Annotated in this window: 30 protein-coding genes and 1 tRNA gene; 5 read left to right on the forward strand and 26 right to left on the reverse strand. The window is 70.2% G+C overall.

Annotation, left to right across the window (positions count from 1 at the left end):
* Positions 1 to 36: 36 nt before the first annotated feature.
* From AB0O28_RS19145 to AB0O28_RS19240, 20 genes are all read right to left on the reverse strand, one after another.
* Positions 37 to 672, reverse strand: coding sequence for a hypothetical protein (locus tag AB0O28_RS19145; RefSeq protein WP_363641841.1), 636 nt, complete (start codon positions 670 to 672; stop codon positions 37 to 39).
* Positions 669 to 842, reverse strand: coding sequence for a hypothetical protein (locus tag AB0O28_RS19150; protein ID WP_363641843.1), 174 nt, complete (start codon positions 840 to 842; stop codon positions 669 to 671). The genes AB0O28_RS19145 and AB0O28_RS19150 overlap by 4 nt, the downstream gene beginning before the upstream one ends.
* On the reverse strand, positions 839 to 1,327 hold the full coding sequence (locus AB0O28_RS19155; RefSeq protein WP_363641845.1) for a hypothetical protein: 489 nt from the start codon (positions 1,325 to 1,327) through the stop codon (positions 839 to 841). The genes AB0O28_RS19150 and AB0O28_RS19155 overlap by 4 nt, the downstream gene beginning before the upstream one ends.
* 81 nt (positions 1,328 to 1,408) lie before the next feature.
* Positions 1,409 to 1,558 (reverse strand): hypothetical protein, encoded by a 150-nt coding sequence (locus tag AB0O28_RS19160; protein ID WP_363641847.1) that lies wholly within the window; start codon positions 1,556 to 1,558, stop codon positions 1,409 to 1,411.
* A 3-nt stretch (positions 1,559 to 1,561) separates the two neighbouring features.
* Entirely contained in the window at positions 1,562 to 2,710 is a 1,149-nt protein-coding gene (locus AB0O28_RS19165; RefSeq protein WP_363641849.1) for a glutathionylspermidine synthase family protein, read from the reverse strand.
* The gene (locus tag AB0O28_RS19170; protein ID WP_363641851.1) at positions 2,710 to 3,051 is read right to left on the reverse strand and encodes a hypothetical protein; all 342 of its coding nucleotides are present in this window, start codon (positions 3,049 to 3,051) and stop codon (positions 2,710 to 2,712) included. Before AB0O28_RS19170 ends, AB0O28_RS19165 begins: the two co-directional genes overlap by 1 nt.
* On the reverse strand, positions 3,044 to 3,352 hold the full coding sequence (locus tag AB0O28_RS19175; RefSeq protein ID WP_363641853.1) for a hypothetical protein: 309 nt from the start codon (positions 3,350 to 3,352) through the stop codon (positions 3,044 to 3,046). Before AB0O28_RS19175 ends, AB0O28_RS19170 begins: the two co-directional genes overlap by 8 nt.
* On the reverse strand, positions 3,343 to 3,801 hold the full coding sequence (locus AB0O28_RS19180) for a hypothetical protein (RefSeq protein ID WP_363641855.1): 459 nt from the start codon (positions 3,799 to 3,801) through the stop codon (positions 3,343 to 3,345). The genes AB0O28_RS19175 and AB0O28_RS19180 overlap by 10 nt, the downstream gene beginning before the upstream one ends.
* Positions 3,798 to 4,508, reverse strand: a complete 711-nt coding sequence (locus tag AB0O28_RS19185; RefSeq protein ID WP_363641857.1) for a hypothetical protein — start codon at positions 4,506 to 4,508, stop codon at positions 3,798 to 3,800. Before AB0O28_RS19185 ends, AB0O28_RS19180 begins: the two co-directional genes overlap by 4 nt.
* Positions 4,505 to 5,017, reverse strand: coding sequence for a helix-hairpin-helix domain-containing protein (locus tag AB0O28_RS19190; protein ID WP_363641859.1), 513 nt, complete (start codon positions 5,015 to 5,017; stop codon positions 4,505 to 4,507). The genes AB0O28_RS19185 and AB0O28_RS19190 overlap by 4 nt, the downstream gene beginning before the upstream one ends.
* A complete protein-coding gene (locus tag AB0O28_RS19195; RefSeq protein ID WP_363641861.1) occupies positions 5,014 to 5,694 on the reverse strand; it encodes a hypothetical protein in 681 nt (226 codons plus the stop codon). Before AB0O28_RS19195 ends, AB0O28_RS19190 begins: the two co-directional genes overlap by 4 nt.
* Positions 5,687 to 6,148 (reverse strand): hypothetical protein, encoded by a 462-nt coding sequence (locus tag AB0O28_RS19200; protein ID WP_363641863.1) that lies wholly within the window; start codon positions 6,146 to 6,148, stop codon positions 5,687 to 5,689. The genes AB0O28_RS19195 and AB0O28_RS19200 overlap by 8 nt, the downstream gene beginning before the upstream one ends.
* A complete protein-coding gene (locus AB0O28_RS19205; protein ID WP_363641865.1) occupies positions 6,141 to 6,548 on the reverse strand; it encodes a hypothetical protein in 408 nt (135 codons plus the stop codon). Before AB0O28_RS19205 ends, AB0O28_RS19200 begins: the two co-directional genes overlap by 8 nt.
* The gene (locus tag AB0O28_RS19210; RefSeq protein ID WP_363641867.1) at positions 6,545 to 6,973 is read right to left on the reverse strand and encodes a hypothetical protein; all 429 of its coding nucleotides are present in this window, start codon (positions 6,971 to 6,973) and stop codon (positions 6,545 to 6,547) included. Before AB0O28_RS19210 ends, AB0O28_RS19205 begins: the two co-directional genes overlap by 4 nt.
* Positions 6,970 to 7,593 carry a hypothetical protein gene (locus tag AB0O28_RS19215; protein WP_363641869.1) on the reverse strand — a complete coding sequence of 208 codons (624 nt, stop codon included), beginning with the start codon at positions 7,591 to 7,593 and terminating at the stop codon, positions 6,970 to 6,972. The genes AB0O28_RS19210 and AB0O28_RS19215 overlap by 4 nt, the downstream gene beginning before the upstream one ends.
* Positions 7,586 to 7,939, reverse strand: coding sequence for a hypothetical protein (locus tag AB0O28_RS19220; RefSeq protein WP_363641871.1), 354 nt, complete (start codon positions 7,937 to 7,939; stop codon positions 7,586 to 7,588). The genes AB0O28_RS19215 and AB0O28_RS19220 overlap by 8 nt, the downstream gene beginning before the upstream one ends.
* Positions 7,932 to 8,384, reverse strand: coding sequence for a hypothetical protein (locus tag AB0O28_RS19225; RefSeq protein WP_363641873.1), 453 nt, complete (start codon positions 8,382 to 8,384; stop codon positions 7,932 to 7,934). The genes AB0O28_RS19220 and AB0O28_RS19225 overlap by 8 nt, the downstream gene beginning before the upstream one ends.
* Positions 8,385 to 8,478: 94 nt before the next feature.
* Positions 8,479 to 8,613: a hypothetical protein gene (locus AB0O28_RS19230; protein ID WP_363641875.1), complete on the reverse strand. Its 135-nt coding sequence runs from the start codon at positions 8,611 to 8,613 to the stop codon at positions 8,479 to 8,481.
* Complete coding sequence (locus AB0O28_RS19235) at positions 8,610 to 8,927, reverse strand: hypothetical protein (protein WP_363641877.1); 318 nt, start codon at positions 8,925 to 8,927, stop codon at positions 8,610 to 8,612. The genes AB0O28_RS19230 and AB0O28_RS19235 overlap by 4 nt, the downstream gene beginning before the upstream one ends.
* On the reverse strand, positions 8,927 to 9,187 hold the full coding sequence (locus AB0O28_RS19240) for a helix-turn-helix transcriptional regulator (RefSeq protein WP_363641879.1): 261 nt from the start codon (positions 9,185 to 9,187) through the stop codon (positions 8,927 to 8,929). Before AB0O28_RS19240 ends, AB0O28_RS19235 begins: the two co-directional genes overlap by 1 nt.
* A gap of 297 nt (positions 9,188 to 9,484) precedes the next feature.
* On the opposite strand from AB0O28_RS19240, the gene AB0O28_RS19245 reads away from it, so the two are divergent.
* The 3 genes from AB0O28_RS19245 to AB0O28_RS19255 all read left to right on the forward strand — a co-directional run bounded on the left by AB0O28_RS19245 (position 9,485) and on the right by AB0O28_RS19255 (position 12,281).
* Positions 9,485 to 9,994, forward strand: coding sequence for a hypothetical protein (locus AB0O28_RS19245; protein WP_363641881.1), 510 nt, complete (start codon positions 9,485 to 9,487; stop codon positions 9,992 to 9,994).
* A gap of 184 nt (positions 9,995 to 10,178) precedes the next feature.
* On the forward strand, positions 10,179 to 10,487 hold the full coding sequence (locus AB0O28_RS19250; protein WP_363641883.1) for a hypothetical protein: 309 nt from the start codon (positions 10,179 to 10,181) through the stop codon (positions 10,485 to 10,487).
* Positions 10,488 to 10,583: 96 nt separating this feature from the next.
* On the forward strand, positions 10,584 to 12,281 hold the full coding sequence (locus AB0O28_RS19255; RefSeq protein WP_363641885.1) for a hypothetical protein: 1,698 nt from the start codon (positions 10,584 to 10,586) through the stop codon (positions 12,279 to 12,281).
* Between the two features lie 14 nt (positions 12,282 to 12,295).
* Here the strand turns inward: AB0O28_RS19255 and AB0O28_RS19260 are convergent.
* The 3 genes from AB0O28_RS19260 to cysS all read right to left on the reverse strand — a co-directional run bounded on the left by AB0O28_RS19260 (position 12,296) and on the right by cysS (position 14,795).
* Positions 12,296 to 12,368: transfer RNA gene (locus tag AB0O28_RS19260), tRNA-Thr, on the reverse strand.
* A 50-nt stretch (positions 12,369 to 12,418) separates the two neighbouring features.
* Positions 12,419 to 13,378: a 23S rRNA (guanosine(2251)-2'-O)-methyltransferase RlmB gene (gene rlmB / locus AB0O28_RS19265; RefSeq protein ID WP_363641887.1), complete on the reverse strand. Its 960-nt coding sequence runs from the start codon at positions 13,376 to 13,378 to the stop codon at positions 12,419 to 12,421.
* Between the two features lie 22 nt (positions 13,379 to 13,400).
* Positions 13,401 to 14,795 (reverse strand): cysteine--tRNA ligase, encoded by a 1,395-nt coding sequence (cysS, locus tag AB0O28_RS19270; RefSeq protein WP_363641889.1) that lies wholly within the window; start codon positions 14,793 to 14,795, stop codon positions 13,401 to 13,403.
* Positions 14,796 to 15,196: 401 nt separating this feature from the next.
* On the opposite strand from cysS, the gene AB0O28_RS19275 reads away from it, so the two are divergent.
* Positions 15,197 to 16,786, forward strand: a complete 1,590-nt coding sequence (locus AB0O28_RS19275) for a DUF2637 domain-containing protein (RefSeq protein ID WP_363641891.1) — start codon at positions 15,197 to 15,199, stop codon at positions 16,784 to 16,786.
* Between the two features lie 400 nt (positions 16,787 to 17,186).
* Here the strand turns inward: AB0O28_RS19275 and AB0O28_RS19280 are convergent, their stop codons facing one another.
* The 3 genes from AB0O28_RS19280 to AB0O28_RS19290 form a co-directional block, all read right to left on the reverse strand.
* On the reverse strand, positions 17,187 to 17,456 hold the full coding sequence (locus tag AB0O28_RS19280) for a GlsB/YeaQ/YmgE family stress response membrane protein (protein WP_139580418.1): 270 nt from the start codon (positions 17,454 to 17,456) through the stop codon (positions 17,187 to 17,189).
* 192 nt (positions 17,457 to 17,648) lie between these two features.
* Positions 17,649 to 18,107, reverse strand: a complete 459-nt coding sequence (ispF, locus tag AB0O28_RS19285; RefSeq protein WP_363641894.1) for a 2-C-methyl-D-erythritol 2,4-cyclodiphosphate synthase — start codon at positions 18,105 to 18,107, stop codon at positions 17,649 to 17,651.
* 17 nt (positions 18,108 to 18,124) lie between these two features.
* Positions 18,125 to 18,607, reverse strand: coding sequence for a CarD family transcriptional regulator (locus AB0O28_RS19290; RefSeq protein WP_030510364.1), 483 nt, complete (start codon positions 18,605 to 18,607; stop codon positions 18,125 to 18,127).
* 257 nt (positions 18,608 to 18,864) lie between these two features.
* Between AB0O28_RS19290 and AB0O28_RS19295 the strand changes: the two genes are divergently transcribed.
* Positions 18,865 to 19,515 (forward strand): copper chaperone PCu(A)C, encoded by a 651-nt coding sequence (locus AB0O28_RS19295; RefSeq protein WP_363641896.1) that lies wholly within the window; start codon positions 18,865 to 18,867, stop codon positions 19,513 to 19,515.
* Positions 19,516 to 19,548: the final 33 nt, after the last annotated feature.

The raw sequence follows: 19,548 nt of genomic DNA on the forward strand, positions 1-19,548 counted from the left end.
AGCGCGGGCCGGGTGAGGCGCTCGTCGGTCATGGGCTCAGTCACGACCGCCCCCGCTCTGCTGCCCGACGGGCGGGAAGACCTCGGGGTGGGCGGCCTTCCACTCCAGCCAGCGCTTCATCGGGCCGTCGCTGAAGGTGAAGATGCGGTCCATGACCTCAACGAGCGTCATCGGCGCCTTCCAATTGGGCCTGTCGTCGAGGTGGGTGCCGCGCAGGCAAGGGAACACCGGGACCCAGAACGGGCCGTGCTCCCAGGTGGCGACCCGGTACGACCAGTCGTTGTCGGCCCACTTGTGGAAGACGCGGGTGACGGTGTCCGTGTCGAACGGCCGCTCCGACAGCTTCGCCTTGTAGGTCTCGTTGAACCAGTGCTCCCGGTGCTCCTCGATGAACGAGGCGAGCTGGGCGGCCTCCATGTCGGTCGGTCGGACCTCGGACTCTCGGTCGAACGCCACGGTGTAGCGCCAGCGGGGATACGCGCTGGTGACGGGGATGCGCAGCGCGGTCAGCGGGTCGTCCCGGTCCGCGTCGTACGGCCAGTCGGTCAGCGGAGCGCTTTCCGGCCCGGCCTCACGGCCGCCGCGAAGCCGGGCGGCGGCGGCCTCGGCCTGCTGCTCTTGGATCGCCGGGATGGGGATGAGCTCGCCGCGGGCGCTCCGGGGGCGGCTCATGCCGCGCTCCTGGGGGCCTCGTACGGGCGACGGGCCAGGACCGGGCGGGCGATGTGCGGGTTAACCACCGGGTGCGCCGCGGCGTCACGGCAGGCCCGTGCGGCGATCGCCCAGCCGGTGTACGAGCCGCGCCGGACGTGCCGGCCGTTGTGACGGGCGAAGAAGCTCATGACCGCCCCCGCTCGGCGGCGTCCTGCTCGTCGTACGCCGCGTTCGGCCGCGCCAGCGCGCGGTCCGGGTCCGGCGACAGCTCCCCCTCCGGCGTGGCCACCGGCGAGTCCGGCCGGGCCGAGTAGCACAGGTGCCCGGTGTCGACCAGCTCCCGCCCGGCGTGCACCCACCCGTTCATGCCCCGCACCAGCTGGGCCCCGCACGGCCCGCACTTGGCGGTCGCACCGAGCTGGGACACCGGCCGCTGGACGGCGTTGGCCTCGATGTCGGCGACCGCCTGGCGGATCTCGGCGCCGTAGCGCTCCCAGCCGTCGATCTCGGCCTGGATCTTGGCGATCGCGGTACGGCGGGTGGCGATCTCCGTGTCGGCGCGGGACAGTTCGGCGTCGGCCGCCTTACGGAACAGGCCGACGACGGAGGTGCCGTACGACAGGCGCAGCGGCAGGACGACGAGCTGATCGCGCTGATTGGTGGGGCTGGACATCTGGTCTCCGATCAGGAGTGGGGATAAGAGGTGGTTCGGGGTCCCGCTGCTCAACCCCGAGGAGCAGCGGGACAACACTGGTCAGATGCGGGTGATCAGGTAGACCCGCACGTGCTCCGGGTTCTTCTTCGAGGGCCGAGGCTTGGAGTGCTTCACGACCGTGAACACGGCCTGGATCTGGCGCACGGCGTCCGCGACCTGCTCCTCGGTGCCGACCAGGCGGATCTCCACGGCTCAGCCCTCAATCACGTGGGGGACGAAGGATGAGGAGTCGTCGGTGATCAGGCCGGAGGTCTCCCGGATGCCGAGCCCGGCCGCGACGTCGCCGACGACCCAGGCGCCGAGCACCGGGTGCCAGCCGTCGAAGTCCGGCAGCGGCCAGAACTCCTGGAACAGGTAGCCCTCCGCGCCGTACGGGCCGGCAGTCTCGATGACCTGGCCCGGCTGGATGATCCGCATGCCGGCGCCTTCACGGCCGAGCAGTGGCTTGGCGACGTACGAGACCATGCCGCGCGGGCTGTCGAGGTAGGCGGGCAGCAGGTTCGGGTGGTCCGGGTACAGCTCCCACAGCACGGCGAGCAGCGCCTTGTTCGACAGGAGCATCTTCCACAGCGGCTCGACCCACGGGCGGTTGACCTGGGCGGCGACCGCGGCGGGGCCGAACTCCTCGGAGACGATCCATTCCCAGGGGTAGAGCTTGAACAGGTGCTCGATCGGGCGGTCGTCGAGGTCGTAGAAGGCGCGGCCATCGGACCCGATGTCTTCCATCGCCATCTGGCAGGGCTTGATCCCGGCCTGGGCGGCGACATCGGCCATGTAGGCGACGTTGAGGGCGTCCTCGCCGGAGGTGTCGGTGTTGGTGTGCGCCAAGTGCAGCACCCCGGCGGCGGGAAGGAACTGCCGCCAGCGGGCGATCAGCGCCTCGTGGATGCTGTTCCACTGGTCCGCGCCCGGGTGGACGTCCTGCTTCCAGTGCCACTGCACGACGGCGGACTCGACCAGCGAGGTGGGGGTGTCGGCGTTGTACTCCAGCAGCTTGGCGTGCCCGGCGCCGTCGAAGCACAGGTCGAACCGGCCGAACACGTGCGGGTCCCGCCGCTCCCAGGAGCGGGTGATGGGCTTCCACAGCCACTCGGGGATGCCGTACGCGCCGAACTTCGTGGCCTTCACGACGTGGTCGACCGCCTTCAGGCACATGCCGTGCAGCTCGTCGACCACCAGCTCGAGGTCTTCGACCTCCGCCAGGGTGAAGGAGTAGTGCACGGACTCGTCCCAGTACGGCCGGCCGCCGGAACCCTGGGGCACGTTGCGGTGGAACCCGAGGCCCTGGGCCTCGATCGTCTGCTGCCAGCCCGGCCGGGCCTGGCCCGTCACGCGGCGCATCAGGAGCCGCCCCCGGCGCGGCCGCCGAAACCACCGCGGGAGATGACCTTGCCGGAACTGGTCGTGATGTTCGCGTTCGCCGGCCGGGTGAACGTCCCGCCGGTGATGCGGCCGTTGCTGCTGTGGGAGCCCCCGTAGATCCAGATGAACGACCCACCACCGCCGTGGTGGTGGTCATCGTCGTCGCAGAGGTCGTCGTCGACCTGCTTGTAGGTGCCGTCGGCCTGCTTCACGACGCAGTCCGCGCTCACCTCCGGGCCGTCGTCGGCGCACGCGGCGGCGAACGTCAAGGACAGCGCCGCCAGGGTGGTCAGGGTGAGAGAGGTGGTGGCCTTAGCCATCGTGGTCTTCTTTCGTGCTGGGGCAGGTGTGGTCGGCGGGCATGTCCTGGCCGTGCACCTCGCAGCGGACGACCGGGACGACCTGGAAACCGGGGACGAGCAGGCGCAGCCCCCGCGGGGCGTGGGGGTCGCGGGCGAGGTAGCCGGCGGCCTCCAGCCGGGCGAGGTGATGGTCGAGCGTGGCCGTGCTGGAGTGGCCGGTCAGGGCGCAGATCTCCTCCCGCGTCGGCGGGTACGGGCGGCTGGTGAGGCGCTGGGCGATCGCGCCGAGGACCTCACGCTGCCGAGGAGTCAGGGGCATTCCGCCTCCTTGCGCTGGAGTTCTGCGCGGATGAGATGGCTTGCCCAGGCCAGGGCGGCCGAGATGACGTCGTGGCCGGCGCCGCGCTTCACGGCGTCGTAGAAGATGCCCGTCGCCATCTCGGTGTCGCCGTTGCCCCACGCCAGGAAGATCCGTATGGCGGCTTCCAGCTCCGGACCCAGCCCGATGTCTTCGAGCGAGCCCCGTTCGCCGGTGGCGGCGTTGACGACCAGAACGCCCATGAGCTGGCCGTCGGCTGGCTCCAGCTGGCACACCTTCTGCACAGCCGTGCCGAAGGCCAGCACCGCGCCGTACAGGGCGCTCCACCCCTTCTCAGCGAGGGCGTTCATGGCGTCGTCCACGCCCGCCGTATCGCGGCCGATGGCGGCGGCGAGCGCCTCCATGACCAGGCGGGAGCGCTCCTGCATCTCTTCTGAAGGGACGGTCATTCCGCCTCCAGGAGCGTCACGACGAACGGCTCCGCACCGCACGCGCAGTTCAGGAGCGCGCCGCTGACGTTCGACAGGAAGTCGTCGACGTCGAAGGACCAGCCGCCGCAGTCGAGGTGGCCGTACCGGTGCAGCGCCCGCACCAGTTCGCCGGCGACGTCGCGCGTGTACTCCTCGACTGCCATCTGCACGACCGGCAGCAGGCCATCGGTGACGGCCGCGACGGGGGCGTAGCGCCACCCGCCGTGGTCGTCGAGCAGCACCCAGCCGTGCTTGTTGTGCAGGACCGGGATCTCGTGCGGCCGGGCGACACCGTGACGGATCTTGAAGCCGTCGACGTACGAGCCGGTGACCTTCGTCCTATCGAGACGGACGTGATCCCGCCGGCAGACGTCGAGCAGATTCGACGGCGAGTTGGAGGCCGCCCGACCCTTGCTCCCCGGACCCCCAGCCCCCTTGGCTGTGCGGTGCGCCCGCTCGACCGCGGCCGCGGTACCGCCGCACTCCAGGCCGACCTCGCACAGCCCGCCGGAGCGGCGCCGTACAGCGGCCACGACCGCCGCCGACGGCCCGGCCGGGCGGGAGGCCTTCGCCTTCCCGCCCTTCCGGCTGCCGTTCGGGTCGCCCACGCCGATCGGCGCCCGCCGCTCCGGCGGCTTGCCGCGCGACATCGGGTGGCGGCGAGGGGGCATCGGGGAACGCTTCATCCTGCGGTCGCCTCCCGCACGGCGTCCTTGAGCTTGGCCAGGCGGCGCTCGCCGATGCCCGAGATCTGCCGGATCTCGTCGTCGGACAGCTCGGCGAGCTGACCGAGCGTGTAGACCCCCCGGTCGGTGGCGAGCGGCCGTGTGATGTGCCACGTCAAGCCGGGCAGCCCGCTGAGGTCCGTGGGCAGGGGCAGGCCGGACTCGCGGATCAAATCGGCCAGCGACCGGTCCGCCGCGGCCGCCCCCGGCGAAGGGACGACGCGCGCCCGGCAGCCGCCGCGGCGGTGCCACTTCACCGGCCGGCCCTCCGCCGTCGGCTGGACCCACACACTCATCCGGTCCGAGCAGCATGCAACCGGGTTGTCCAGCAGCAGCGCGACGGGCGACCAGGTCTTCAGGGAGCTGTCCCAGATCTGGGCGTACTGGCCACGAGAGAGGTCAGCGAACGTCGCCGGCTCATCCCCCTTGGCCTTTCCGGCCTCAGCACACGTGGACTCGGAAGCGGTCACCGGACACCCCCGGCCGGGATGACGAGGTGGTGACGGTCGACGAGCTCGCCGATCGCCGGGTGCTGGGCGGCGACGTCCTGGTAACGCACGAAGGTCTCGCCGTCCGGCCCGGCCACCAGCTGTACGCGGAGGATCCGGACCGGATCGCCGTCGTTCCACTCGACGCAGCGCACGATCTGCTGGTCGACGAGCGTCTCAGCGGTGATGAAGTGCGCCGAGCAGATCTCCCCCTTCCCCTCGGGGTCGGGGACCCAGACGCAGCCGCCCGGGCATCCCTCGTTTTCCGTGCAGCCGCAGATCCGGCACTCCGGCTCGTCGTCCATTGGATCGACGATCACCACCGGCGGAGCCATCGGGGCGTTGGCCTCGATCAGGGGCAGCACCCAGTCCGGGAGGTCGATCTCCCGGTCGCCCATGAAGCCCTTCTCGTGGGGCGACCAGTCGCCGGTGGTCGTGCGGTAGCGGTGGCCGTGGAACATCCAGAACAGGTGCCACTCACCGACGTGCCGGCCGCTGGTGTGCCAGGACCAGCTCAGGCGCAGGCGGGTGGCGAGCATCCGGAACGGGCGGGACACGCCCGGCTTGGTCTCCAGCACGAGTTCGCTGGTGATGTCGAAGCGGACCTCGTGCCGAGCCGCGGCGTCGAGGCTGTGGACCATGAGACGCAGGTCAGGCATCGCGCACCTGCCCATCTGCCACGACGCCCGGCAGCACCTCGGCCATCCCGGCCAACTGCGCGGCCCACTCCCTCGCCTCAGGGCCGTCCATGACGTAGGTGTCGCAGCCGCGCGGGTACAGGACGATCGCCCCGTCGCAGATGGCGAGGAGGTCCCCGCCGTCCGCCCAGGACAGGCCCAGCTCCGCCGGTGGGTCCAGGATGATCGCGTCGTCGCCGGGCGCGGCCGCGGTGCGCACCCGGTGCAGCCAGGAGCAGATCGTCGCCACCGTGGACCGTGGCCACGTCCGCAGCGCGGACAGCAGCTCAGCGTCCCAGGTGCCGAGCTCAACTCCGGCCAGGGCCTCAGTGAGCGCCTGGGTGTTGGACGAGGCGAGCGTCTCTCCCTCGGCTTGTTGGATCGCGCGGAGAGGCTCCTCATCGAGCGGCCCGGCGGGGATGTTGAGTTCAGCCACGGGCCACCTCGCCCTCGCTCTGCTCGATGCGCGCCTTCACGGCGGCGACGATCTCCGGCGGCAACTCCCACCGGTCACGCTTCCGCTTCGCCTCCGGCCGCCGCTCGCACACGTCGTCGGCCAGCATCCGGACCGTCACAGGGAGCCCGGCCAGCCGACCGGACACGTGCAACCAGGCGCTGGTGACGGTGCGGTTGAACTGGAAGGTGATCTCGGGCGCGTCCATCTGCTCGATGACGGCCAGGGCCAGGCCGATCTGCTCAGCCGCCGGCATCGCGTTGATCCCGTACTGGTGCAGGTCGATCTCTTGGCTGCGCCAGCCCGTCGGCAGCGAGGGGTGAGCGTCGTAAAGGCCAGCGAGGATGCCCAGGCCCAGGATGTAGTCGATCCGGGCCGTCACCGCGCGCTCCCGACATAGGAGAGGAGGCGCCGCTCCGCCTTCGGCCAGGGCATGGTCACCGCGGCGTCGTAGACCGCTACCACCTCGGCACGCTCGCACTCGACGCACCCGGGCAGGTCCGGATCGGGCCAGGACTCGCCGATCGGGCGTGCGACGTACAGCGCGCCGCAGCCGATGCGGAAGCCGTGCCGCGCCTTGGCGGTCCAGGTCGCGGCGTAGGCGCGGGCGAACTCTCGGTCTCGGGTGAGGTACACCCGGTCGGTGCGCATGCGGTCGGGCTCGACGCCGTTCTCGTGGGGGTCGAATCCGAGCGCGGCCAGTATCTGGCTGCTGGTCGTGATGCCGGTCTGACCGGGCGGCAGCAACAGATCGCCCGGCTGGAGGCCGGGAACGCCGCCGTGCCACAGTCGGCTGTCGATCGTCACAGCGCCTCCTTCTGCTCGTCGACCGTCGCGGTCGCCGCGACGATGCGGGGCCGGTGGAACATCTCCGCGACGCGGCCGTTCCGCGTGACGCACTGCCGCCCGGGCTCCGCCTTGCAGCTGTCGCAGTGCTCCTGCAGCGCCTGCTTCTGGATCGCGGCCTGCCGCTCGGCCTCCCGCCGGCGCGCTGCCCGGGGCGACTCCCACTCCTCCAGGCCGGGCAGACCCTGCAGCCCTTCGAGGTACGGGATGCCGGGCTGCTCGTCACGCCAGGGCAGGTCGTCGGAGGCGAGCCAGAGGATCTGCCGCAGAGACAGGACGGTGGACAGGCGCTTGCCCCACTTGTCCCGGTCCGAGCCGTGCGCCCGCGCGCCCCAGGGCTCGTTCGCGTGGAGGAAGGGCCGGAGGGGATGCCACTCGCTGATGACCTGATCAGCCTTCGCGACGTCCCGGGCCAGGCCGGCCAGCTCCTTGCCGATCGCGTCGAGCCGGTCGCAGACGTTGTCGCCAAGCTCGATCGGCACGCGGGGCGTCTCGGCCTCGATCGCCAGGCTGCGGGCCCAGACCGCGATCGCGTCGAGCTGCACCGCCAGGTCGTCGAGCGTGATCCGCTGCTCAGTCACGGGCAGCCCGCCCCTCGGCCTGGCCGTGCATGAGCGAGTCGATCTCGCCGAAGAGATCGCGGCGCCGCTTGGCGTCCTCTGCCGGGCGACCGTACAGCGCGCGACCGATCCGGTAGTGCTGGGACTCTCGCGCGACGTACGCCGCGACCCCGGGCCCGGCGGCCTGGTAGTCCTTCCGGGCAAGCTGCTTGCTCAGCGTCTCCAACGTGCGGTCGAGCTGGCCCAGCTTGTCGGCGGCGTAGCGCCAGTTGCCGTCCTCGATCGCGCCGATCATGCGCGACATGAAGTCGATCGCGCTCACGGTCTCCTCGGCGATGCGCATCTCGCGCGGGTTGAGCTCAGCCACGGGACACCTCGCCCTCGGTCTGGCCGACCGCGTCCAGGAGCGCGGCGGGGATCCGCCACTCGGCGACCTCGTGGAGCACCCGGTCGTCCGGGCCGGTGATCCGGCTCGTCACGGCCCTTTCGCAGACCTTCCTCGCCGCGGTGTAGAGCTCGACGTGGAAGCCGCGGATCCGGCCGATGATGCGCAGGTCGTGGTTGGTTCCGCTCTCGACTCGCAGGGTCGGCGGCTCATCCATCGCCTGGATGTAGCGCAGCACCTGCTCCAGGGGCGCCTCGCCCTTGATGAAGATGGCCGCGGTGTGCGTCTCGCCGCGGCCGTCGTACGGCAAGGGCAGCTCGGGGTGCTCGCGCAGCAGCTGGGCGAGGGCCTCCAGGCCCTTGATGTACCCCTCGCGGGGGTCCGGCGCCTGGGCGGTGTCGCCCTGCTCCGGTACGGTGGTGGTCACTGATCCACCACTCCTTCCGTTCTCATCGGGATCTGTTGGTGGGTCTTCGAGGTCCTCGCCGTGCACCCGGTGGGGACCTCGCTGGTTTCCGGGGTCAGCGGCCCGGCGTCGGCTCGGCCCGGCGGCCGCCGCGCTCGACGACCTCGCGCGCCCGCTCGGACGGGTGGTCCGGGTCCAGGTGCTCCCAGCGGAGAGCAAGGGAGACGATCAGGTCGGTCACGGTGCTCATACGGCACCTGCCTGGCGGTAGAGGCGGCTCCGAGACGGGTTGCCCTGCGGGACGGCCAGAGCTGTCGACGTTGAGCTACCAGCACTCGTCGACTTCCGAGCCCGGGCGTTACGGGGCGCGTGAGCCGGCGCGGGCTTCTGTGGTTCCACGGCGAGGCTGGCGATGATGCGCTGCGCCTGCTCCTCGGTGAACCGGTATTCGCGGCCGGCCCGGGTGAAGGGCCAGCGTCGGGCGGCGCAGTTCTCCTCCACGTACGTCACCGGTTTGCCGAGGATCTCGGCGAGCTGGTGCTTGTTCAGAAGCGGCGCGATCATCACGGCTCCCGCTTGCGCTGGAGCACGACGATCGGGCAGTTCAACGCCTCGGCCATGAGGCGGAGCACTTCGGGGGTGGCGTTGCGGCGGCCCGCCTCGATCTCAGAGATGAGGCTGAGACTCCTGCCGATGCGCTTCGCGAGCGCGGTCTTGGTCAGTCCCGCAGCTCTCCTGGCGTACGTGACGGCGACAGGCTCGTGGTCGAGCACCTTGGGCCGGTTCCGCTTGGGCCGGTTCCGCGTCGTTGCGGGGGTGTTCATGGCAGTAAAGGTAGTGTGAAGGTCTGCGAAGGTTCAATACCTTTCTACTACCTTTTCATACCTTCACTCTCCGCAGGTAGAAGTTAACGCTATGGGAGTTCTGGCTGCGTAGCGGTTCGCCTGCGGAAACACGCCCACTATCTGATCGCGCCACATCTGAGGCGCGGACGCGACTACTACCTTCGGCGAGCAGGTTCGCACGTTTCGAGGACTTTTGGACGCCTACAAGTGCCTTGACCTGCGCATCCTCTATCCGATTTCTAGACAGGTAGGTGAAGGTGTGCGAAGGTATGCCGTATGAGCGAGCGACCACCACCGCCCCCCGAGGGTGCCCTGATCACGGCCGCGCTCAAAGCGGCCGGAATCTCCGTCCGTGCCGCAGCCCGACGCGTCGGCATCAGCGACGGACGCTGGGGCCAGATCACAAGGGGCTACCAGAACGTCAGCGCTGGCCAGTACGCCCCCGTACGAGGGCCGGCCCTAACCGTTGCGAAGATGGCCAATGTCGCTGGCGTTACCCCACAGGAACTCGAGGAAGCCGGCCGCGCAGATGCGGCAGAGAAGCTGCGTGAGATTCAGTCGGCGGCCGTGATCCCTGATGGTGCTTCTCGACTGGCGGTTGAGATTCGCAAACTCCAGGAACAGATCGACGCTTTGATGGCGAAACTGCCACCTGAGCGGCGCGAGCAACTCGAGCGGCTGCTCGCCGAAGAAGAGCAGGAGATCCAGCGCATGCGACAAGACCGGTTGCGCCGGCTCAGTGAGCTATTCCAGATAACCACACACGAACCGGACGAATCCCCATAACTCCGAACAATCGGACCCATAGATCATCACGAAACGCACCCTGTCAATTACCGCGTGAATTAGCAGTAACCTCAACTTTTTCACATGTAAACCCCAACCCCACTGGCAGGCGTCTGACACTAACCGGCCACCTCGCAGGCCGGACGTGTCACGTTCCAAGCCGTGATCCCAGGAAGGGGTCCATATGACGCCCATCATCCCCCAGTTCGCCAGGGCCGCCATTCTCGCCTCCGCCGCCGTCGCCATCGCGTGCCACTACCGCGCGATCGGCAAGGCACAGGGCAGGTGCGAGGGCATCGCCACCGGCATGGCGAGCGGGCGCGCCATCGGCTACGCCGAGGGATACACCGACGGCCACGCGGACGGCCACGCTCAGGCCCTCAAGGACAACGAAACCGCCATCACCATTGCGAACCTCCGCGGCCAGCTGACCGAGAAGCTCCACCGCCTGCGTCAGATCACCGACGTAGACGGGATCGACGAAGCATGCTGAGGCTTTAGCGTCTCAGCACGGGAACCGGCTCCCAGGCCGCACTGGGGGCCGGCCACCCCCGCCCCCTTCAACTCCTCCACACGCGAAGGACCGGCGATGGGTTACGCGCAGAAAGACGGTAAGTACTTCCGTGCCTTCTACACCGACGCGGCCGGCAAAGTCCGCAGCAGCCGGTTTGACGACGAGGGCCAACGATTCCCCACAAAGAAGAAGGCGGAGGACTGGGCCAACGAGCAAGAGGCCGACATCCGCCGCAAGAGATGGAAGGACCCGCGCGACAGCGGAACGCTCTTCAAGGATTGGTTCGGCCGGTGGTGGCCGGCCCAAGACCTCGGCCTCGGCACCCGGACGGACTACTACTACCTCGCCGACGCCTACCTGCTTCCCGAGTGGGGCGACTGGCCCCTGTCGGACATCACCGCCTCGGAGATCAACGCCTGGGAGCAGCGCCTGATCAAGGCGGGCTACGCCCGGACCGGGATCCCGGTCCGGGCTCGGACCCTGCTGTGCACGATCCTCGGCGACGCCGTGCTCGAGGGGCTGATCGACAACAACCCGGCCCTGCGGCAGCGTAAGCGCGGCCGCCGTACGGGTGCCGGCACCGCTGGCCGCCGAGCCGAGAAGGTCTGGGCCAGCCCCTTAGACGCGCTGTTGTTCGCCGAGCGGACCGCGATCCTGGCGGGCCGCGACGACGAGTTCATCGAGATGATCGCGATGGCGTACACGGGCATCCGCGACTCTGAGTCGCGCGGGCTGCAGCCCGCCTACGTCCGTATGTCCACCATCCGTATCGACTGGCAGATGGTCGAGCACGGCGCGCACTTCTACCTGCAGCCGCCGAAGGACGACAGCCACCGCACGATCGACCTGCCGCCGTTCCTGACTGACCTGTTGTCCCGTCAACTGCAGGCCCACCCCGACCGGCGCTGTTGCTGCAAGGGGGTCCGCATCGAGGGGCAAACCGACGACGAGCAGCCTTGCCCCGGCGGCCTGCGGTTCCTGTTCCTCGGCTCCGGCAGCCCGAAGGGCCCGGAGAAGACGATCATCTATGGGCACGTACGCAACAGCAACTTCGCCCGCCGCTACGTCGACCCTGCGGCGGATGGCTGGTATCCGGAGGAGAAGGCCCGCAGCCGGTCGACGCGGCCGGCACGGCCGGTGATGGTCGACCTCGGCCGAGACGGGCGCGACTGGCCGGGCAGGATCTGGCGGCCGCCGTGGGGAGCACTCCCCACAGGGAAGAACCTGACGTCGGCCTGGTGCGCGGTCTGCGGGTCGGAGCAGCAGGTGCAGGACGGCGTCGTAGTCCGGCACAAGGCGGGCGCCCGGGCGTGCCGCGGGTCGGGTGCCGCCGTGGACGCCTGGGATGTGCCGTTCTCCCCGCCCCGAGGTCGCGGGATCAAGGTCTACGACCCCGACGACGAGGAGGTCTGCATCGCGACGTGGCTGCCCATCATGAAGGGCCTCACCCCCCACGGTCTGCGCCACGGGCACAAGACGTGGATGACCGAGCTCGGCACACCGGAGATCCTCCAGGCCGAACGGATGGGCCACGTGGTGCCTGGCATGCGCGGGGTCTACACCCACGTGTCCGAAGGTATGCGGGCCGACCTGAAGGCGGGCCTGCAGAAGCTGTGGGAGAAGTCGCTGGCGATGCGCGCCGGCTACTCGCTGCATTCGCCGGTGGCCCTGCTGGACGAGCTGCTGAAGCCGTACCGCGAGGGCAAGAAGAAAACGATCTACCGAATTCCTACCGGAAGATCGTCAGGCCCTATCCAGATGATCTCCGGATAGGGCCTGACCATGGGAGCCGCCTTGGGGAATCGAACCCCAGACCTTCTGTTTACAAGACAGATGCTCTGCCGATTGAGCTAAGGCGGCCTGTTACCAGACGAGTTTAGTGGGCCGAGGGCCTCACCGTCACGGCGAAATCACCGGCGACGGTGACGGGCGACCTCGTAGAGGGCGATCCCGGCGGCCACACCGGCGTTCAGCGACTCGGCCGCGGCGTTCATGGGGATGCGGGCGATCTGGTCGCACGACTCCCTCACCAGGCGGGACAGGCCCTTGCCCTCCGAGCCGACGACCACGACGAGCGGTTCGGTCGCGAGCTCGACGGCGGCGATGTCCACTGTGGCGGTGCCGTCGAGGCCGACCACGAACAGGCCCTCCTCCCGGTACGTCTGGAGTGTCTGCGTCAGGTTCGACGCACGGGCGACGGGGAGGGTCGCGAGGGTGCCCGCCGAGGTCTTCCAGGCGCCGGCCGTGACGCCCGCGGAACGGCGCGACGGAACGAGCAGGCCGTGCGCGCCGAAGGCGGTCGCCGAGCGCGCGATGGCGCCGAGGTTGCGCGGGTCGGTGACGCCGTCGAGGGCGACGATCAACGGCACTTCGGCGGCGTCCCTGGCCCGCTCCACGAGCTGCTCGGGGTGCGCGTAGTCGTACGGCGGGACCTGCAGGCCGATGCCCTGGTGCACCGTGCTCTCGGTCAGCCGGTCGAGCTTGTCCCTGCTGACCTCGAGCAGCGCGATGCCGCGATCAGCCGCGATCTTGATGGCCTCGCGGACCCGGTCGTCGTTGTCGACCCGCTGCGCCACGTACAACGCGCTCGCGGGGACGCCGGCACGCAGCGCCTCGACCACGGGGTTGCGCCCGCCGATGACCTCAGGGGCGTCGTCCCTGCGCGTACGGCTCGGCGTACGGGAGGCCGAACTGCCGCCCCCTCGCGACTCGCGCTCGATCCGCTCGGCGCGCGCCTTGTCCTTGTACCAGTGCCGCATGTGCGCGGGCGGCGTCGCTCCCTTGCCTTCCAGGGAGCGCCTGACCTTGCCGCCCGTGCCCTTGGTCGGCCCCTGCTTCTTCGACGGCTTCCCTGAAGCCCTTCCCGCCATGGTCTCTAGCGTAGGGCCACGCCTACTGTGCCAGCTCCCACCGCGGACCCTGCGGGGTGTCCTCGACCACGATCCCGGCCGCCGCGAGCTGGTCGCGGATCGCGTCGGCCGCCGCGTAGTCCTTGCGCGCACGCGCGGCCTGCCGCTGCTCCAGCGCGACGGCCACGAGCGCGTCCACGACCTCCCGGAGCCCCGAGTCGCCGGTCGACCGCCACTGCTCCGACCTGGGGTCGAGGCCGAGCACGTCGAGCATGTTCTGCGTCTCGGCGAGCAGCCGGGCCACCTGCTCCTTGTTGCCCTGGGCCAGCGCGACGTTGCCCTCGCGGACGACCTCGTGGATCACGGCGAGCGCCTGCGAGACGTTCAGGTCGTCGTCCAGGGCGTCCACGAACGCCTGGGGCAGCGGCGCGGCGGCGTCCACGTCGTGGATCACCTCGGCGGCCCGCGTGACGAACCCCTCGATCCGGCGGTATCCGGCCGCCGCCTCCTGGAGCGCCTCGTCGGAGTAGTCGATCGCCGAACGGTAGTGCGCCGCGACCAGGTAGTAGCGGAGCTCCACCGCACGCACCTTGCGGAGCATGTCGGGGATCAGCAGCGAGTTGCCGGACGACTTGCTCATCTTCTCGCCGTCGAGCTTGAGCATGCCGTTGTGCAGCCAGTAGCGCGCGAAGCCGTCGCCCGCCGCCTGCGACTGGGCGATCTCGTTCTCGTGGTGCGGGAAGATCAGGTCGACGCCGCCGCCGTGGATGTCGAAGGTGCCGCCGAGATATTTGGTCGCCATGGCCGAGCACTCCAGGTGCCAGCCGGGACGGCCCTTGCCCCACGGCGTCGGCCACGTGGGCTCACCGGGCTTGGCGCCCTTCCACAGCGCGAAGTCGCGCGGGTCGCGCTTGAGCGAGTCGGTGTCGGTGTCACCGGCCGCCCATATGTTCTCCAGCTTCTGGTTGGAGAGCTTGCCGTAGCGATCGGCGTACGAGACCACGTCGAAGTAGACGTCGCCACCCGCGGCGTACGCGTGACCCTTGTCGATCAGGCGCCGCATCAGCTCGATCATCTCCGGCACGTGGCCCATCGCGCGGGGCTCCACGGTCGGCGGAAGGCAGCCGAGCTGGTCGTACGCCCAGCCGAAGGCGCGCTGGTTGCGTTCGGAGACGACGAACCAGGGCACGCCTTCCTCGGCGGCGACCCTGATGATCTTGTCGTCGAGATCGGTGACGTTGCGGCAGAAGGTCACGTCGTAGCCCTGCCGCAGCAACCACCGGCGGAGAACGTCGAAGTTCACGCCGGACCTGATGTGCCCGATGTGCGGCGGAGCCTGGACGGTCGCACCACACAGATACATCGAGACCCGGCCGGGCTCGACCGGTACGAATTCACGGACCGTACGCGTGCTGGTGTCATAGAGGTGCAGGCTCACGAAGGCAAGGCTAACGCCTGACGGCGCAGCACAGGGCTACTTGGGCCCCATGAACGGCTCGGCGTGGCCGATCATTGAACCTTCCGACACATAAGTCGGGATATAACCTGAAACGCAAGCCTTAACGATCTTTTTGGCGATCCCCCGACGCGGTCCGCACGGGCGCCGGCCGGCAAAGCTTCAGTCCGCACGGCTCAGTCCGCACGGCTCGATTCGCACGGCTCAATTCGCACGGCTCGATTCGCACAGCCTTCGCGCGCATCCCGCGAGGGCCGCCGGCCCGGCGCACACCGTCGCCGGGCGGGGTCGTGTTTCCCGGCGCAGGCCCCGGTTCCGACACGAAGTGGGTGATCACGGGGGTGCGATCAATCGTCACCGCGATTCTGTAGGCTCGAAACGCCATGGACGTGACTCCCCCCGGCGCGGCAGGCACGGCCTCCCGCCCGTCCCGAAACACCCCCTCCGGAATCCCACTGGTGCTGCGCCGCCTGGCCATCGGCCTCGCGGGCGCCGCCCTCGCGGTGCTCGCCGGAGTGGCCTGTGCGCTGTCCTTCGACGACCTGCGGGCCCTGGCCGTCTCCGGCCGTGCCGAGCCCCGGCTCGCCTACCTGTATCCCACGGCGTTCGACGTCCTGCTGGTCGTCGCCCTGGGCAGCGTGCCGTTGCTGCGGGGCGCGCGTTTCCTGGTCCGGTTACAGGCGGGCTTCGTCCTGCTTCTGCTCCTGGTGGCGGCCGCCGCCGCGAACGCCGCGACCGCGGTCGGCGTCTCCTTCGACCCTGACGCCAGCGCTCTCGTCGTCGCCCTGCTGCCCTGGGTGATGCTCGCCATCGGCCTGTGGCTGCTGCTGCTCCTGCTGAAGCACATGCGCACGAACCGGGCCGACCTGGACGGCGACAACGACTCCGACGACGACCTCGTGCCCTTCGACGCCGAGCGCGAACGACGGGCCGTCGTCACCGGCCCCTATCCGGTGGCCGAGCGGGACCGTCCCGCGCCCGCGCACGTCGTCGCCGAGGAACACGGCGCACCGCCCCTGCAGCCGGTTCCCGAGGCCGTGGCTCCCCCCGGTTACGTTCCCCCGCTGCCGGTCAGTCCGGTCTCCGAGACCGTCGCGCCACCCGAGTACGCCCCGCCGCTGCCCGCCACTCCTCCGCAGGCCGAGAACGAGCCCGGGTCCCACACCCACACCCCCGGCATCCCCGGCACCCCCGACACCGACGAGGACGGCCTACGGCTGCCGCCCGAAGCGCTCTCGGGAACCGCCGCCGAGGACGGAGCCGCGACCCCGCAGGACCAGGTGCCGGACCAGGAGCCGGATCGGGCTCCTGACGAGGTGCCGGACCACACCCCGGACCACATCCCGGACCAGGAGCCGGATCAGGAGCCGGGTGAGCCCGAGGCCCTGCCGGTCGTGCCTCCGACGGCGGCGCCTCGTACACCGCCCGTAACGGAGCCGGCCGAGCCGGCCCCCGCACCGCCGATGACCCAGCCGGCCGTGACCGAACCGGCCGTGGACGAGCACGCCCGCGACGCGGAGTCGGCCGCAGAGTCGGCCGCGGTGTCCGCCGCGCCCGCACCGGAAGCCGAGGCGGATGACCGCCCGGCACCGCCCCGGCGGAACCGCCCGGTGCGCTGGGGTGACCTCGTACGGCCGCACACCGGCGACGTCCTCGTGCACCCCCGCCCGAAGCCGGGAGAGCCCTCCGACGCCGAGCCGGAACAGCCCGAGGACGAGGCGGGTGTCGACACGCAGCCCCTCCGTCAGATCAGGGACGTGCCGGATCCCGCGCACGCGTCCGACAGCGCCGACCCGGACGAGCAGCACGCAAGGCGCGGGCCGTACGCCGCGGAGGGCGGCGATCAGGGCACGCCTGAACCCGAAGAGGCTGAGGAGGCCGCCGAGGGCACGCAGACAGGCACGCAGACAGGCACCGTGCCGATGGCGCCCCCGTCGGGCCGGATGCGCAGCACGCCCCGCCCGCCCGCCTGACAGCCCCGGCGGGAGTGTGCTCCGCGCCCGCCCCTACGACGCGTGAGGGCTCGCCTCATGCGCACGCCCCGACACCGGCGCCAACCCGGCCGCTGACGCGGCACCATGCGCCCGCTGACACCGGCACCGCGCATCAGCCGGCCTCGGCCGCCGCCTGGACGTCCGTGTGCCGACGGCACACGGAGCGCGGTCCGCTTCCCGGCTGCTCGTGCTCGCCCGCCCAAAGACCTACTCGTGCTCGCCGGTTCAAAGACCCGCTCGTGCTCGCCCGCCCAAGGGCCGCGGGCCGGCGCGGGCAGGAGCCGGGGCGCACAGCGCGCAGGCCCGCCCGGCTGGGGAGCCGGACGGGCCTGCGCGCGCTACGGGGTGAGGGCGGGGGCCGCCCTACCCGGCGAGTGCCTTACACCCGCGACCCTCGCTTGAGGCCGGCGACGATGCCGACACCGACGACAGCCAGGACGACCTGCATGACCAGTTCGATCCAGTCGATGCCATCCGTCGTGGCCACGCCCATGACCTGGGCGATCGCGGTACCGATGAGCGCCGCGACGATACCGACGACGATCGTCAGCAGCCAGCCGATCGGCTGCCGCCCGGGCAGGAACAGGCGGCCCAGAGCGCCGATGACCGCACCGATGACGATGGCGCCGAGAATGGACTCGATTGTCATATCGACCTCCCGTTGAGGGTGACCCTTTCATCCTCGAACTGTGGGCTACCCCACGGAACGGAAATATGCGCCCCATGAAAGAAAAAAGAGGGCGGCGGCTCGATTCCGCGCCTTGGTCCGAGCCGCCGCCCACGCGTTAGTGAGACGCTCCGGGCCTCATTCGGGTTGACATGTCCGATTGGAACGGAACATTCACGCCGGGAGGATCAGGGCGGTCGCGATGGCCGCCACACCCTCGCCGCGGCCGGTGAGCCCGAGTCCGTCGGTCGTGGTCGCGCTGACGCTCACCGGCGCCCCTGCCGCGGCCCCGAGGGCCTTCTCCGCCTCCGCGCGGCGAGGCGCGACCTTCGGGCGGTTCCCGATGATCTGGACGGCCACATTGCCGATCTCGAAGCCGGCCGCCCGCACCTGGCGGGCCGCCTCCTCGAGGAGGGTCACGCCCGCGGCGCCCGCCCAGCGGGGGTCGGAGGTGCCGAAGAGCGCGCCCACGTCTCCCAGCCCCGCGGCCGACAGCAAAGCATCGCAGCAGGCGTGCGCCGCCGCGTCGCCGTCCGAATGGCCGGCCAGCCCGGTCTCACCCGGCCAGAACAGTCCGGCGAGGTGAAGCTCCCTGCCGGACGCGAAAGGGTGGACATCGACCCCGATGCCCACCCTTGGCGATGTGATGTTCAGGAGTTCAGCACCTCGTCGAGCAGGGCCTCCGCCTTGTCCTCGTTGGTCTTCTCGGCCAGCGCGAGCTCGCTGACGAGGATCTGGCGCGCCTTGGCGAGCATGCGCTTCTCACCGGCGGACAGGCCGCGCTCCTTGTCGCGCCGCCACAGGTCGCGCACAACCTCGGCCACCTTGTTGACGTCTCCAGACGCCAGCTTCTCAAGGTTGGCCTTGTAGCGGCGGGACCAGTTGGTGGGCTCCTCCGTGTGCGGCATGCGCAGCACGTCGAACACCCGCTCGAGTCCTTCTTGGCCGACGACGTCGCGCACACCGACGAGTTCGGCATTTTCCGCTGGCACCTGTACGGTCAGGTCGCCCTTGTCGACCTTCAGCACCAAGTAGGTCTTTTCCTCACCCTTGATGGTTCGGGTCGTGATGGCCTCGATCCGCGCAGCCCCATGGTGGGGGTAGACGACAGTGTCGCCGACCTGGAAAGTCATGTGACGAGTACCCCTTCCGCTGTACTCCAGGGTACCACGCGGTTACCGCCTCCCGGAACAGTGAAAGGAACATAACTGCAGGTCAAAGCCTCGTTTTGGGGCTTGACAAGCCATCCACTCTGTGAATCGGCATATAGGACATACCGGATGACCTGCAGTGCTGGCGCGTACGGACCGGGAGCCGACGCCGGACCGGTGACCGGCGCGGATAAGGTGATTGCTGCCCATACACGTGCGTACCAAGGAGACCTCGAACCGTGACCAGCACTAGCCGTCGCAGGGCGATCGCCGTTGCCGCGCTCCTCGCCGCCGCCATCCCTGCACTGGCCGCGTGTGGCGCCGGTTTCGACGCCAACACCAATGTGCCGTACGCCCCGAACGAGGCGGGCGTCCTCTACGACGGCGACGGCCCCGGCAAGGCCTACGGCAAGAACGGCGTCATGATCCCGCAGGCGTTCATCCTCGGGCCGGACTCCGGCCAGCAGCTCGCCGCCGGCGGGTCGGCGCCGCTCTACCTGACTCTCCTGAACAGCACGGGGACCGCCGACCAGCTCACCGGCATCGTTCCGGAGGAGCAGAAGGCCACCTCGGTCAAGGTGGCCAGCCCCATCGACCTGCAGCCGGGCACCCTCGCCAAGACCCCCGACGTCACGGTCGAGGGCCTGAAGACGGCGCTGCGCGGCGGGGAGAGCATCCAGCTCACGCTCCAGTTCAAGAACGCCGGCGACGTCGCGCTCACCGTTCCGGTCGTCGCCCGCAGCCGCGAGTTCGCGACGCTGCCGCCCGCGCCGACGGCCACGCCCGCGGCCTCGCCGACGGCGACGGGGAGCCCGGCGCCGTCGGACACCGCGAGCCCGGCGACCACCGACGCCGCCCCCTCCGGGTCGCCCACCCCGGACGCCCAGTAGCGGGTCGCGTAGACGTGCGGGAGCCCCTGTCCG

Origin of the sequence: Microbispora sp. NPDC088329 (genome assembly GCF_040685655.1) — a bacterium.
Lineage (GTDB): Bacteria > Actinomycetota > Actinomycetes > Streptosporangiales > Streptosporangiaceae > Microbispora.

What these genes read in the sequence shown, in the direction of transcription:
- AB0O28_RS19145 (WP_363641841.1), bottom strand. Translation starts at nt 672, where the DNA reads ATGAGCCGCCCCCGGAGCGCCCGCGGCGAGCTCATCCCCATCCCGGCG.
- AB0O28_RS19150 (WP_363641843.1), bottom strand. Translation starts at nt 842, where the DNA reads ATGAGCTTCTTCGCCCGTCACAACGGCCGGCACGTCCGGCGCGGCTCG.
- AB0O28_RS19155 (WP_363641845.1), bottom strand. Translation starts at nt 1,327, where the DNA reads ATGTCCAGCCCCACCAATCAGCGCGATCAGCTCGTCGTCCTGCCGCTG.
- AB0O28_RS19165 (WP_363641849.1), bottom strand. Translation starts at nt 2,710, where the DNA reads ATGCGCCGCGTGACGGGCCAGGCCCGGCCGGGCTGGCAGCAGACGATC.
- AB0O28_RS19170 (WP_363641851.1), bottom strand. Translation starts at nt 3,051, where the DNA reads ATGGCTAAGGCCACCACCTCTCTCACCCTGACCACCCTGGCGGCGCTG.
- AB0O28_RS19175 (WP_363641853.1), bottom strand. Translation starts at nt 3,352, where the DNA reads ATGCCCCTGACTCCTCGGCAGCGTGAGGTCCTCGGCGCGATCGCCCAG.
- AB0O28_RS19180 (WP_363641855.1), bottom strand. Translation starts at nt 3,801, where the DNA reads ATGACCGTCCCTTCAGAAGAGATGCAGGAGCGCTCCCGCCTGGTCATG.
- AB0O28_RS19185 (WP_363641857.1), bottom strand. Translation starts at nt 4,508, where the DNA reads ATGAAGCGTTCCCCGATGCCCCCTCGCCGCCACCCGATGTCGCGCGGC.
- AB0O28_RS19195 (WP_363641861.1), bottom strand. Translation starts at nt 5,694, where the DNA reads ATGCCTGACCTGCGTCTCATGGTCCACAGCCTCGACGCCGCGGCTCGG.
- AB0O28_RS19230 (WP_363641875.1), bottom strand. Translation starts at nt 8,613, where the DNA reads ATGAGCACCGTGACCGACCTGATCGTCTCCCTTGCTCTCCGCTGGGAG.
- AB0O28_RS19235 (WP_363641877.1), bottom strand. Translation starts at nt 8,927, where the DNA reads ATGATCGCGCCGCTTCTGAACAAGCACCAGCTCGCCGAGATCCTCGGC.
- AB0O28_RS19240 (WP_363641879.1), bottom strand. Translation starts at nt 9,187, where the DNA reads ATGAACACCCCCGCAACGACGCGGAACCGGCCCAAGCGGAACCGGCCC.
- AB0O28_RS19245 (WP_363641881.1), top strand. Translation starts at nt 9,485, where the DNA reads ATGAGCGAGCGACCACCACCGCCCCCCGAGGGTGCCCTGATCACGGCC.
- AB0O28_RS19250 (WP_363641883.1), top strand. Translation starts at nt 10,179, where the DNA reads ATGACGCCCATCATCCCCCAGTTCGCCAGGGCCGCCATTCTCGCCTCC.
- AB0O28_RS19255 (WP_363641885.1), top strand. Translation starts at nt 10,584, where the DNA reads ATGGGTTACGCGCAGAAAGACGGTAAGTACTTCCGTGCCTTCTACACC.
- rlmB (WP_363641887.1), bottom strand. Translation starts at nt 13,378, where the DNA reads ATGGCGGGAAGGGCTTCAGGGAAGCCGTCGAAGAAGCAGGGGCCGACC.
- AB0O28_RS19275 (WP_363641891.1), top strand. Translation starts at nt 15,197, where the DNA reads ATGGACGTGACTCCCCCCGGCGCGGCAGGCACGGCCTCCCGCCCGTCC.
- AB0O28_RS19280 (WP_139580418.1), bottom strand. Translation starts at nt 17,456, where the DNA reads ATGACAATCGAGTCCATTCTCGGCGCCATCGTCATCGGTGCGGTCATC.
- AB0O28_RS19290 (WP_030510364.1), bottom strand. Translation starts at nt 18,607, where the DNA reads ATGACTTTCCAGGTCGGCGACACTGTCGTCTACCCCCACCATGGGGCT.